This window comes from Oceanobacillus sp. FSL K6-3682 (assembly GCF_037976165.1).
GTDB classification, from domain to species: domain Bacteria; phylum Bacillota; class Bacilli; order Bacillales; family Amphibacillaceae; genus Oceanobacillus; species Oceanobacillus sojae.
Map to the genome: position 1 here is coordinate 3,689,411 of NZ_CP150263.1, position 13,057 is coordinate 3,702,467.

Consider the following 13,057-nt stretch of genomic DNA (forward strand, 5'->3'; position numbering starts at 1 on the left):
GAAAGTGAAAGGAATCTGTAAATCAGAGTTTTCATGATTTATACAGCTGATGTTCCTATCTATGACTGCCAATATGATAAATATAAACACCTTCCACTAATTCCCGCTCACATTCACCCGCCAAACGTAAATATTCCAGATGAGCGGCCGTTTCACCAACTGCAAACCGGGTATCATGAACTGCCAGCTGTTTTGGAAAAAGCTTTTTCATTGTTTCATAGATAGTTAATCCGCTTTTCAGCATTTCCTGCAGGCTGTTTAAGCGTTTTTCATGATGTGCTTTAATTTCAGATATCCGCTTCGATGCATCCTGGAATGGGCTGCCATGTGATGGAATAATCCATTCTACATCCAGCTTCTTTATCTTTTCCAGGGATTTCAGATAATTCTCTAAAGGATTAGGATCACCGTGAAACCAGTAGGAGATATTCGGAGTAATTTTCGGCAGAATATGATCTGTTGACAAAAGCACACTGTTCTCCCCATTATAAAAGGTGACTAATCCATCTGAATGACCTGGTGTATGTATAATTTCATAGGCATATTTTCCAAATTGAATTGTTTCTCCTTCATTCAATAGGTTTTGAATCTTTGGATATGGTGTTACCAGCGGTGCAAATGAGGCTGTATTTTCTGCCAGTGCCCTGCTTATATCCTCTGGAATACCTGACCGCTGGTAGTTTTCCTGCAGATTTTTCAAAAAAGGCTTTTCCCAGGCCTGAAGAGCAATCTGTAAATCAATTTCTGGCATCCAGACCTCCGCACCCGTTTTTTTCTGCAGCTTTCCCGCATAACCAAAATGATCCGGATGGTAGTGTGAAATAATAATATCAGTAATCTGTTTTCCTGCTAATTCTTTATCCCATACTTTCTCAGTTTCTTTATTATGCAGCCCGGTATCTAGCATTTTATAACCGTTCTCCTCCTCGGCTAGAAAACAGTTTACATGATTCAGCCGAAAAGGTAATGCCAATCTGATCTGTTTGATTCCTAATTCATCTATCATGGAGATCACTTCCTTCTTAGAAATCAGGCTCTCTTTTCATTATTTTCCTTTAAATGCCGGATTTCTTTTTTCAAAAAATGCCTGAATGCCCTCTTTATTATCCTCTGATTGCAGCAGCAGGGTCTGAATCACTGTTTCCTGCAAATCATTTGTACCGGTGCTCCATTCATCTGCATGGTTCACCATATGCTTTACAAATTTATTGGCAAGCGGCGGTCCGTTGACAATAAAACCAGCATAATCTGCAGCTGCTTCCAGCACATCTCCTTCTGTGATCTTGTTTACAATGCCACGATGGTACGCTTCTTCTGCTGATACAGGTCTTCCAGAAGAAATCCATTCCTTTGCTATCGCACTTGGCAGATTATCTGTTAATTTCTTTAATAAGCCCAGATCAGGTATTATTCCGACATTGGTAAAGCTGCATACAAAGGCTGCATCCTTTTTGGCTACTACAAAATCTGCTGCAACAGCAATGCTGAACCCTGCTCCTGCTGCAAAACCATGAACTGCACTGATTACGTATTTATCAAGCTCCCGGATGGTCTGAATAATTTCCAATGCCTGTTTCATATATTCCATTATTTTTACACTGTTATCCAGTGTGTGCAGTACTTCTAAATCACCGCCAGCTGAAAATATCTTTCCCTCGCCGCTGATAATAACTGTCTTAATAGCAGAATCACTCTCTGCATCCTTCAATGCTTCTACAAAACCATTTGCCATTTCAATCGAAAGGGCATTCCGTTTTTCTGGACGGTTCATGGAAATAAAAGCAATTGATTCTTTCTTTTCATATTTCACTGCATCTGCCATCATCTATCACTCCCTCATCTATTGTCATCATATAGTTTTTTCAAGTAAGTTGATGGATTTTTTTCGCTTGTTTATATGCCTGTTTTAATTCAGTAACAGCTTCCTGTACAGTCTGTGTTTTACTGGTCCCGCCGACACCTTGGCCGGCTCCCCAGATATCCTTCCAGACTCTAGCAGATGAATCAGAAAGCTTCTTAAAATCAAGCCCGGCTTTTTCCGGTAATTTTTCTGGGTCGAGACCGGCTTTAACAATGCTTGGTATCAGATAATTAGCAGGAATACCGCTAAAAGCAGGCGTATATATAATATCAGCAGCAGCAGATTGAATAATGGATTCCTGATAAGCAGCACTTGCTCCGCTCTCTGCAGTTGCAATAAAATGCGTACCAACATAAGCAAAATCAGCTCCTAACAGTTCTGCTGCCAATATCTGTTCTCCCTTTGTAATTGTCCCTGCCAAAGCAACCGGCCCATCAAAAAAGCTCCGTACCTCATCCATAAATGCAAATGGATTTAATATTCCTGCATGCCCTCCTGCTCCTGCTGCTACTAAAATTAACCCATCGCTGCCTTTTTCCAATGCTTTCTTGGCAAACTTTATATCAGTAACATCGGATAAAACAAGCCCGCCATAGTTATGAACAATCTTTACAACAGGCGAAGGATCCCCTAAGGAAGTAATAACAATTGGAGGCTGATGCTTTTCGATTAATTCCAAATCCTCATAGAATCGTTTATTGGAGGAATGACTGATAAAATTTACTCCCCAGGGAGCAATTTTCGCAGTTGGATCTGCTTCTGTCTTTTCTAGTAATCTCTCATTAATTTCAGTCATCCAGCTATCTAAAACCTCTTTTGTACGTGCATTAAGAGCCGGGAATGTTCCAATAATCCCAGCTTCACAAGCCCCGACAACCATATTAGGGTTAGAAATTAAAAACATTGGAGCCATAATAACCGGCAGCTCCATTCTTTTTTTTATATCCGTCAGCTGCATTTGAACATCTCCTTTTATATTAAAAAACGAACAATATATCTTCCTATTAGTAAAAACACTGCTGTGTCCTTATCATACTTACTTTTCATAGTGAAGAATGAATGAACGCTCCTTGCCTGAGTAAATATTTATTTCATTAAGATGGATCCGATAAGGAAAGCATTTCTTTCACCTGATTACGCAGTGCACGTTTTAAGAATTTCCCGACAGAGGTTTTTGGAATCTCTTCCATGAATAAAACCCGATCCGGGATCCAAAATTTCGCAAATTGCGGCTCTAAAAATTGTTTCACATCTTCTTCTGTCAGTGTTTCTTTTTCTTTTAATACCACACATGCCACAGGGCGCTCCTGCCACTTTGGATCAGGAACAGCAATAACAGAGGCTTCATAAACTGCTTCATGCGCCATTAAAGCATTTTCTATATCTACAGAGGAAATCCATTCACCGCCGCTTTTAATCATATCCTTTGTACGGTCAACTATTTTAACAGAGCCTTCTTCATCAATATTAATTACATCTCCTGTGTGAAGCCAGCCATCCCGGAAAGCGTCCTCACTGCGATCATTTTTATAATATGAATCTGCAATCCAGGGTCCTTTAACAAGCAGCTCGCCTATTGTTTCACCGTCATATTGAATTTCTCCATTTTCATTAATGCCTTTAATTTCAATCCCTGGTACAACCATGCCCTGGCGAGAGCGTAATTCCAGACGTTCTTCTTCATCAAGCTCCTGCTGATAGCTTTTTAAACGGGCTAATGTCACAATTGGCGAAGTTTCTGTCATTCCATATGCATGAACGAAAGGAATCTTATATTTTGATTCAAACGCACGAATCATTCCTTTTGGAGCAGCTGAGCCGCCGCAAAGTATACAGCGCAGACTGCTTGTATCATAATTTCCATTCTCCAGCGCCTGCAGAAGTCCCAGCCAGATAGTCGGTACTCCTGCTGCCATTGTAATTTTATGCTCCTCTATTAATTCAGCTAAGATTTGTGGTGTCGGCATTGGCCCCGGCAAAACTTGCGTTGTTCCAAACCATAACGCAGCAAACGGTATCCCCCAGGCATTCACATGAAACATAGGCACTACAGGCATTGCAATATCTCCCTCTGACAACCCTACAGTATCCTTTAACCCCAGGGCTAAGCTATGTAAATAAATTCCCCGGTGTGAATAAGCAACCCCTTTTGGTCTGCCTGTAGTTCCAGATGTATAACATAAGCCGGCCATGTCATTTTCATCAATATCTTCACAAAGCTCTGTACCCGGATCTGCACCTTCAAGTAATACTTCATAGGATGCAACATTTGTTAAACTTGTTTCAGGTAATACATCTTTATCCGTCATGACAATAATTTTTTCTACATCAGTGATTTGGTCTTTAACACGTTCAATTAACGGGAATAAGTCCTCGTCAACCAGCAATATTTTATCCTCTGCATGATTGATAATATAGGCAAGATCATCTAGTGAAACACGGATATTAATCGTATGCAGTACTGCTCCCATTGTTGGAATTGCAAAATAAGCCTCCAGGTGGCGATGATGGTTCCAGGCTATTGTTCCGACTCTATCTCCTTTTTTCACACCTAATTCCTTTAAGACTCCCGCTAACCGTCGTATTCGTTCAGTTATTTTTCTGTATGGAATGGTTTGAACTCCACCCAGGGTACGTGAAATAACTGTTTTATCAGGAAAATACTTCTCTGCATGTCTGACCATTGTTGTTAAATTTAACTGTGTTTGCATCATTTTAAAATTCCTCCCTACTCCCTTGTTAATCGTTCAATAATAGTACCATTAGCCATTCCCAGTCCTTCACACATCGTCTGCAGGCCAAAGCGGGCTTCGAGCCGCTCCATCGTATGCAGCATCGTCACCATCAGTCTGGCTCCGCTTGCGCCTAAAGGATGCCCCAAAGCAATAGCTCCTCCATCAATATTTACTTTTTCTTCATCTGCCTCTAATTCTTTCATCCACATCAGCGGAATTGACGCAAATGCCTCATTAACTTCAAAAACATCAATGTCCTCTAAGGATAAATCAGCCTTTTTTAAGATTTGCCTGGTAGCTTCAATTGGCCCTGTCAGCATCTCTGTTGGATCAGAGCCAATCACATTTCGTGCCAAAATACGAAAATGCGGCACAAAGCCAAGCTCTCTTGCTTTATCATCGGACATAATCAAAAGTGCTGCTGCCCCATCACTCATTTGGCTGGCGTTTCCTGCCGTAATTCCACTGTTCTCTGTAAATAAATCAGGTAATGCCTCCAGCTTCTCCATGGAGGTATTCTTTCTTGGTCCTTCATCTTGATAAAATTGAGCTGTTGTTCCATCAGCTCTTTTAACGGAAATCGGCATTATTTGTTGGTGAAAATAGCCTTTTTCTTGTGCTTCTATTGCGCGATTATGACTTTTGAATGAATATTCATTCATTTTATGGCGTGAAATACCCCACTTTTCCGCAATTTTAGCCGCTGCTATCCCTTGATGGACCATATCATATTGATTTTGTAAAACACTATTCCATTTCACACCCTCGTGATTGCTTCCCATCGGTACACGAGACATACTCTCTACACCAGCTGCAACAACGATATCCATATCACCGCTAATGATTGCTTGTGCGGCAAAATGAATTGCCTGCTGACCGGAGCCGCATTGCCGATCAATCGTCGTTCCGGGTATACTGGCAGGATACCCTGCAATAAGCGCTGCCTGCCTTGCAATATCAACCGCCTGTTCTCCTGTTTGTGTTACGCAACCCATAATAACATCATCAATTAATGTTGCATCCAGATTGGCCCTCCGTATTAATTCCTTCAAAGGCGCTGCAGCTAATTCTTCGGCTCTTATCTCACTTAAGAAACCATTCCGCTTTCCGATAGGCGTCCGTACTGCTTCAACAATGACAGCGTTCCGCATCAATTGTCCTCCTTTTTCATTTTGAAAGGATATAATCCGTTGTAATTAAAAATAAATTGGTTCCCGCAAAGTCTGCAGAATTTTTATTTCGTATGTGATTCATCTGTAAGAACCTTAAATACCGGCATTTTTAGTAAACGCTTTCATAGATAATTTTATGTTGTTAAAAAATGAATGTCAAGTGCAAAATAACAGTACAACCAGAAAGCACCTGACTTTATACAACGAAGCTTTATTCAATAAGAGTTTATGGACAATTTCCCGTGATAGGTTACCCGATATTATCCTAATTGCAAGATGTATAGGATACAGAGGACTCTTCATGTACAATGATATTCTGATATTCTGATATTTTTTCCTTTTTTATATCTGCTATAGTTTTCAAAGGATTTTCAGCTAAGTAATGACCAGATCCGCACACTCTGTATTACTAAAGAATGTGCGGATTCGCAGTTTTTTATAAAAATCAACTTGCCACATACGTCATTACTTGAATATACGTCATCACAATCATATATAGAACAACCGCAAAAATGCCATTGAACTGAAAGCCGTTTTTAAAGCCGCTCAGGCCATTGGATCCGCTTAAAACAATAATCGGCATAATTACTGGTGATAACAAAATCGATATCGAGCTCCCTAATGTTACTGCCAGCACAATCAGCTCAGGAGGATAGGGCAGATGGATGGACTGGAGAATACCGGCAACCAATACCATTACTGTCAATGGTCCAAGACCGGCAAAGCCTAAAATAATTACCATAAAAGGAAGCAGATACAATAAATTGATAAATGGCGCAACTGCTTCCAATGCGTAGAGGCTGTCCACGACCCAGCCTGCAAATCCTGTTTTGGTCAGCCCGGCAATCAGCATGCCAGCACCGATCATTACACAAAGCTGATAGGATTTTCCTGCCATCTCTTCCTTTACATAAAGTGTTGCAATATGTGTTAATTTATATAGTCGTTTTTTCATGACATAATAGCTAAGTATCCATACTAAGATAGTTAAAGGTATCAGAACAAGAAGCTCCATATTAATCAATGCACTCAGAATAAAAATGGAACCAAAAAGGGAAACAAATAATATTATAAATTCACGGATAACCCGCTTCGTTTCCTGTTTGTTCTTTGTATGCTGCATAATCCCATCAATCTCGTGCCGGAGACCTCTTGTAAAATTAACGTTGTATTTTTTATTCTCTAACGGAAAGAACAGAATAGCCAGTATGCTCCCTGCTGCAGACACTCCTAGTCCCTGCACAATCGATTTCCATAATGAAGCATCCATGGCTTCTACCACATAGGCAAAGCTTGGGATACTGACTACCCACAGGACAGATAAAGCAAAACCGCGTAATATTGCTGTCCCCTTATATCTCTCCCATGCCTCTCCTTTTTCATCCTTTAAAATCATAGATACAAATTGATACAGCATTGGAATTGCACCAAATAGAAGAAAATAGGCAATAATTTGTGTAAAAGAAATCATACCAAAGTAAAATTTCTTACTTGTATTCACGAAACCATGTGCATAGCTGATAGCAGATTCTAAAAAAGCTTCCTCCCGCAGGACCCAGCTGACCATTGGTATGACAACTAATAACCCAACCATATTGCGCATTTGCAATAATCCTTCCCGCATTCCTGCTGTAAAAGAAGCATCCACAGAGAGGAAGATAATCACACCAGTTAGAAACAGCCCCAACGGCATCTTTAAATGCAATGGTCCATAGTAAACTGCCCCAAATAAAATAATTCCAAATCCAAAGAATACCAGCAGCGTTAAAAGAATATCAATGTGAAAGAAATAGGTGATGAAATGAATGATTGTGAAACCAATGATGCAGGTAGCTAACGCCTGGCTGATAAATTGTTTACTCATTATTGACAGTCTCCTATATTATTTTGTTATCTTTACTTTACCATGGAACCCTACTGTATCAAAGCCTTCCATTAAACCAGCTGGTGCCGGGTAAAGTCAACAAGAAGTCCTCCTTCTTTTAAACGGGCTGCTGCAAGGCTGTCTGCAGCATTTTTAAAAAGCGCTGCTGCTGCAGATAATCCGCCTGCGCTCTTTCTAAGGATACAGATAAAAATTGAATCTCTGAACCGATTTTCTTTTGTATAAGAAGCGGAATATCTGTTGTAATAACAGTAGCGATTCGCGCGTAACCTCCAGTTGTCTGCCGATCAGATAATAACACAATCGGCTGCCCATTCGCCGGAACCTGTATCGTCCCAGGAAGCACAGCATCTGAAATAATATCTGCTCTGTATGCATGAGACAATGCTTTTCCTTCCAAACGGCTGCCCATTCGATTCGATTGTTCTGTAATACGGTAGCTCTCCTGGTAAAATTGTTGATATGTTTTGTCGGAAAAAGCAAATATATCTGGTCCTGCAATCACTCTAATTGGACGATGCTGTTCATAATTTGGCACGTCTGTTTCTTTTAAATATCTTCCTGCCCGGATAGATTTCAGGTTCACATCCTCTGATAATAAGTTATCTCCTTTTTGCAGGACCCTTCCCTCTAAACCGCCAATATTTGCCTGTGCGTAAGTTGACTTACTTCCCATTACTTCCTCAGCAAAAAAACCGCCACTTACTGCAAGATAAGCATACATTCCGTTAACTGGTCTGCCAAACGATAATATCTGTCCTGCGTAAACACGGAAAGATTTCCATGGATATAGAGGCTTCCCATCAATTGTTGCCGACAAATCTGCACCACCGATTGCAACAACAGTATCCTGTAAAACTTTCAGCTGGGGACCCATCAGCATAATTTCAAGTGTCGCTTCTTCCTCTTGATTACCTGCAAGCAGATTAGCAACACGATGTGCAAAGGAATCCATTGCGCCAGATGTTGGAATACCATATTTTTGATAGCCAACCCTGCCTAAATCTTGAATACTCGTAGATAAACCAGGTTTGATTACTTCAAAGATTTTTTTCAACTTGGATCACCTGCCGCACGTATCTGTATATGCTGACCAGATAATGCCTCTGCCAGCCTTCTCACAAAAACAGCTGCCTGTGCCCCATCGCCATGAACACAAATTGTATCGGCCTGAATAGCCACATCTGTTCCGTCCACTGCTTTAACTTTATTTTCCTTTACCATCCGGATAACACGGCTTAGACTTAAATCTACATCATGGATCAATGCATTTGGTGCTGATCTGGGTGTCAGGGTGCCATCTGGCTGATAATTTCTGTCTGCGAACACTTCTTCTGCTACTTGCAGCCCTCTCTTTCTCCCTTCCCTGACAAGCTCTGAATTGGCTAATCCAAATAGAATCATATGCTTATCAACACGATAGATTGCATCTGCAATTGCAGCGGCTAAAACTTTATCTGCTGCAGCCATCGAATAGAGAGCACCGTGAGGTTTAACATGACTGATTCCAGTTCCATAGATTTCCGCAAATCCTCTCATAGCACCAATCTGATAAACCATTAAATTGAAAACCTCTTCCGGCGTCACCTGCATCTTTCGCCGGCCGAATCCTTGTAAATCCAATAACCCGGGATGAGCACCAATTGCCACGTTATTTTTCACTGCTTTTTCTACTGTTTCCCGCATCACATTATGATCTCCAGCATGATAACCACAAGCAATATTGGCAGAGGTAATCCATTCCATCACCTCATTATCCTGCCCGATTCGGTATGCCCCAAAGCTTTCTCCTAAATCACAATTCAAATCTACAGACAAATTCATGATGGATCACCTTCCTTCTCTTCACTTATTTTTGGTTGATAGTCTCCATTTTGTACTGCATCTTCTATTTTAAAATAGGTTTCTGAATCAATAGCTTCAAACTGGAGCGTATCGCCGGATCGAATAAGAATTTTATTATCTTTCTGCGCATCATAAAGATGTACCGGTGTTTTCCCGATAATTCTCCAGCCTCCTGGCGAATCCAACGGATAGATCCCTGTCTGCTGATCTGCGATACCTACTGACCCGCGTTCCACTCTTTTTCTTGGGTTCTCCAGCCTTGGTGTAACAAGCTTCTCTGATAAACCGCCCAGGTAAGGAAAACCGGGCATGAATCCCATCATATAAACATAATAAAGCGGCTCTGTATGCAGGCCGATTATCTCTTGAACGGAAAGATTATGATATTCAGCAACATCGTCCATGTCTATAGCAAATTCTTTTTCATAGCAGACAGGAATCGTAACCTTTCTTGAAACTGGAGGAGCTGATTCGCTCATTAATTTTTGTAATTGATTCAGCTTTTTTTCGAGCTTCAAATATGTGATTTTACCCGGATTATAATAAATCGTCATACTGGTATACGCAGGAATCCACTCTGTGATTCCCTCAATTGGATAATTTTCTAACAGACTGGTAAAGCGATGAACATTTACATTTACCTGTCTGTCAATTGTATTGCCAAATTGGATACGTACTCCCCGGTCTCCGTACAATTGAATGGAATACATAATTCATCACCTATCCTTTCTTATTCTGAACTTTCTGCATTTCTATTGTACACCTATTTTTTGCAGAAACGAATAATTTGAGTTGAAGAGATACCATTTTTAATAGTAAAAAACCCTGTTAAGACATTTAAAAATCTTAACAGGGTGTCTCTTTAATTTTATTTTTTATTCTCAAGAACAAAGCGGTCCCTTCCAACCTGATAACCCAAAAATACAATACAGGCAGCTACTGTCATTAATACTAATAGAGAAACTGTCCATGTTGCTGTTAAATCATAAATAGAACCAATTGCAAATGGACCGATTGCTGCTAAAAGATAACCGACAGACTGTGCCATTCCAGAAAGCTCTGTTGCCTGTTCTCCATCTCTGGAGCGCAGACCGATAAATGTCAATGCAAGAGCAAAACCGCCGCCCAGTGCAATTCCAATAAACAGAAGACTGAACATGAGGACAGTCCAGGAGTTTCCAAGTAATAAACCGCCATAACCTAGTATTGCGCAAATTCCGATGGAGCTTGCAACAATGGATTGCTTCTTCATTCTTCCTGCCAATATAGGTAAGAAAAAACTCGCCGGAAGCCCGACAATTTGCGTCAACGACAACAGCCAGCCTGCAGTTTCCATACTCATTCCATAATCATGTAAAATCTCCGGCAGCCAGGAAATAGTCACATAAAACATTGTTGACTGCAATCCCATATAGATAGCAACAATCCATGCTAATGGAGATTTCCACATACGGTTACCGGACAGTACTCCTCCAGAAGCCACTTGCATTTTTTCTTCCCGTTCTGTGTATTTATTAAGAATAATAATCCAAAGAACAATAGCGAGGATAGCAGGAGTTGTCCAAACAAGCAAAGATAACTGCCAGCCTAAACCAAAACCTTCTGCTAAAGGATGGCTCAGCCCGGAAGCGGAAGCTGCAAAAATATTCATAGCTGTTGTGTAAACACTAGTAAGCAGCGCAACCTTTAAAGGAAAACGATCCTTAATAACACTCGGAAGGAGAACATTACAAATTGCAATTCCTGCCCCGACAATAAATGTTCCAATCAATAATAAAATAAATACAGAAACCGAACGAACAAGAATACCAATGATAATTAAGACCAGTCCAATGACCAATGCTTTTTCCTTTGTAAATGTACGAGCAAGATTGGGAACCAGCGGAGAAATAACCGCAAAAGCTATCAAAGGTAAACTTGTCAACAATCCTGCTGTACCATTTGAAATCGCAATGTCATCACGTATAAAACTAATGATTGGCCCAACTGAAGTAATTGCCGGACGTAAATTAAAAGCGACAGCAATGATTCCAATAAGAAGAATAATAAATTGCAGCTGATTTGAATCTTTTTTCCTTTTTTCCATTCCTTCCATGATAAGCCTTCTTTCTAATTGATAACATACCTGATACTGTTACGAACTCTATTACATTGGATAAAAACTAGAATGTCTTATTAGTTTTACAGGAACATAGTAACAATAGCACCATTTAATAAATTTGCCAATGTTGCTCCTATTAATGCCTTCATCATAAGCCGTTGAATTTCATGCTTACGCTCCGGTACTATATTGGACAGCATTCCTACAATACTTCCTGCCGCACCAAAGTTCGCAAAGCCGCTTAGTGCAAATGTTAATACTGCAATAGATCTATCTGAAAATGACTCCAGCATTGCAGAAAACTGAGAAAATGCTACAAATTCATTAAGTAAAAATTTTTGCGCTAAGAGATTACCAGCTTGTACAGCTTCATTCCATGGAATTCCAATAACAAAGGCAATTGGAGCAAATATATAGCCAAGGACAAATTCCAATGAAAGATTTTCAATGCCTATTAATGATCCTCCCCAGCCTAAAATACCATTAACTAAAGCTAATAAACCAATAAAGGCCATCAGCATTAAACCTACATTGATTGCAAACTGCAGCCCTTCACGGGAACTGGTGAAAATAACATCAATTACATTCGTTTTTGCATTATCTGCTTTCTGCGATTCCTGAGCGATTTTCCATTCATTTGGATTTAGAGTTTCTGTTTCAGGGATTATAAACTTAGCAATCATAATTCCTGCCGGAGCGGACATAATTGCAGCAGACAATAAATACTCTAATGGGATTCCCATTGCAGCTAAACTGATCATTACTGCCCCAGAAACAGATGCCAGCCCACTGACCATTAATGAAAATATTTGAGATCTCGTCATATTTGATATGTATGGTTTAATAACAAGAGGAGCCTGTGTATTTCCCACAAAAATATTTGCAGCTGCTACAGCAGATTCAGAATAGGATGTTTTCATGATTTTCGAAATAAATCCTCCGATAAAACGGACAAGGTATTGCATAATTCCAAAGTGATATAAAAGAGCAATCAGCACTGTTAAGAAAATAATCATTCCAAGTACATTTACTGCAAAAATGGCAATTTCTCCATCTCCTGCAAGCGGACCAAAAACGAATTTAAGACCTTCCTGACCATAATTAATCATACCGTTAATTGCATTAGAAATAGTAACAAGAGCTCTTTTTCCAAAATCCCACTGTAATACGAGATAACCAAAGATAATTTGAAGTATAAATCCTATTGAAACAGTATAGATATTAATTTTTTTCTTCTTTTCAGATAATAAAAATGAGATAAGAATAATAACACTACATCCTGCCAATCCCCATAAAATATTCACAGATACACCTCTTTGCTGTTTGTCTACTTAAAATAATTGAACTCGTTATAAATAATAGAGATTAACTCTCATTTCAGATATCTGAAATGAGAGTTAATCTACCACTGTCAATTCTATTTATTTTAATATAAAATAAATTCATCCTGTATTCATT

11 protein-coding genes are annotated in these 13,057 nt (G+C 39.7%); all 11 read right to left on the reverse strand.

Translation table 11 applies throughout. From position 1 onward, the window contains the following. Positions 1-55 precede the first annotated feature (55 nt). The gene (locus MHH51_RS18160; protein ID WP_339282821.1) at positions 56-1,006 is read right to left on the reverse strand and encodes an MBL fold metallo-hydrolase; all 951 of its coding nucleotides are present in this window, start codon (positions 1,004-1,006) and stop codon (positions 56-58) included. Positions 1,007-1,045: 39 nt separating this feature from the next. Next, entirely contained in the window at positions 1,046-1,825 is a 780-nt protein-coding gene (locus tag MHH51_RS18165; RefSeq protein ID WP_339282822.1) for an enoyl-CoA hydratase/isomerase family protein, read from the reverse strand. 37 nt (positions 1,826-1,862) lie between these two features. After that, positions 1,863-2,819: a nitronate monooxygenase gene (locus tag MHH51_RS18170; protein WP_339282823.1), complete on the reverse strand. Its 957-nt coding sequence runs from the start codon at positions 2,817-2,819 to the stop codon at positions 1,863-1,865. A gap of 136 nt (positions 2,820-2,955) precedes the next feature. Further along, on the reverse strand, positions 2,956-4,575 hold the full coding sequence (locus tag MHH51_RS18175; RefSeq protein ID WP_339282824.1) for a long-chain fatty acid--CoA ligase: 1,620 nt from the start codon (positions 4,573-4,575) through the stop codon (positions 2,956-2,958). Positions 4,576-4,589: 14 nt separating this feature from the next. Beyond that, a complete protein-coding gene (locus MHH51_RS18180; protein ID WP_339282825.1) occupies positions 4,590-5,747 on the reverse strand; it encodes a thiolase family protein in 1,158 nt (385 codons plus the stop codon). Positions 5,748-6,213: 466 nt separating this feature from the next. Next, positions 6,214-7,632, reverse strand: a complete 1,419-nt coding sequence (locus MHH51_RS18185) for a hypothetical protein (protein WP_339282826.1) — start codon at positions 7,630-7,632, stop codon at positions 6,214-6,216. 118 nt (positions 7,633-7,750) lie between these two features. Then, entirely contained in the window at positions 7,751-8,710 is a 960-nt protein-coding gene (locus tag MHH51_RS18190; RefSeq protein ID WP_339282828.1) for a biotin-dependent carboxyltransferase family protein, read from the reverse strand. Further along, positions 8,707-9,477: a 5-oxoprolinase subunit PxpA gene (locus tag MHH51_RS18195; RefSeq protein WP_156984938.1), complete on the reverse strand. Its 771-nt coding sequence runs from the start codon at positions 9,475-9,477 to the stop codon at positions 8,707-8,709. The genes MHH51_RS18190 and MHH51_RS18195 overlap by 4 nt, the downstream gene beginning before the upstream one ends. Continuing rightward, positions 9,474-10,208, reverse strand: coding sequence for a 5-oxoprolinase subunit PxpB (gene pxpB / locus MHH51_RS18200; RefSeq protein ID WP_339282830.1), 735 nt, complete (start codon positions 10,206-10,208; stop codon positions 9,474-9,476). Before pxpB ends, MHH51_RS18195 begins: the two co-directional genes overlap by 4 nt. Before the next feature lie 158 nt (positions 10,209-10,366). After that, a complete protein-coding gene (locus MHH51_RS18205; protein ID WP_339282832.1) occupies positions 10,367-11,593 on the reverse strand; it encodes an MFS transporter in 1,227 nt (408 codons plus the stop codon). A gap of 86 nt (positions 11,594-11,679) precedes the next feature. Beyond that, the gene (locus tag MHH51_RS18210) at positions 11,680-12,903 is read right to left on the reverse strand and encodes a nucleoside transporter C-terminal domain-containing protein (RefSeq protein ID WP_339282833.1); all 1,224 of its coding nucleotides are present in this window, start codon (positions 12,901-12,903) and stop codon (positions 11,680-11,682) included. Positions 12,904-13,057: the final 154 nt, after the last annotated feature.

Coding starts and splice junctions, on each gene's coding strand:
- MHH51_RS18165 (WP_339282822.1), bottom strand. CDS start 1,825: ATGATGGCAGATGCAGTGAAATATGAAAAGAAAGAATCAATTGCTTTT.
- MHH51_RS18160 (WP_339282821.1), bottom strand. CDS start 1,006: ATGATAGATGAATTAGGAATCAAACAGATCAGATTGGCATTACCTTTT.
- MHH51_RS18170 (WP_339282823.1), bottom strand. CDS start 2,819: ATGCAGCTGACGGATATAAAAAAAAGAATGGAGCTGCCGGTTATTATG.
- MHH51_RS18175 (WP_339282824.1), bottom strand. CDS start 4,575: ATGATGCAAACACAGTTAAATTTAACAACAATGGTCAGACATGCAGAG.
- MHH51_RS18195 (WP_156984938.1), bottom strand. CDS start 9,477: ATGAATTTGTCTGTAGATTTGAATTGTGATTTAGGAGAAAGCTTTGGG.
- MHH51_RS18180 (WP_339282825.1), bottom strand. CDS start 5,747: ATGCGGAACGCTGTCATTGTTGAAGCAGTACGGACGCCTATCGGAAAG.
- MHH51_RS18185 (WP_339282826.1), bottom strand. CDS start 7,632: ATGAGTAAACAATTTATCAGCCAGGCGTTAGCTACCTGCATCATTGGT.
- pxpB (WP_339282830.1), bottom strand. CDS start 10,208: ATGTATTCCATTCAATTGTACGGAGACCGGGGAGTACGTATCCAATTT.
- MHH51_RS18205 (WP_339282832.1), bottom strand. CDS start 11,593: ATGGAAGGAATGGAAAAAAGGAAAAAAGATTCAAATCAGCTGCAATTT.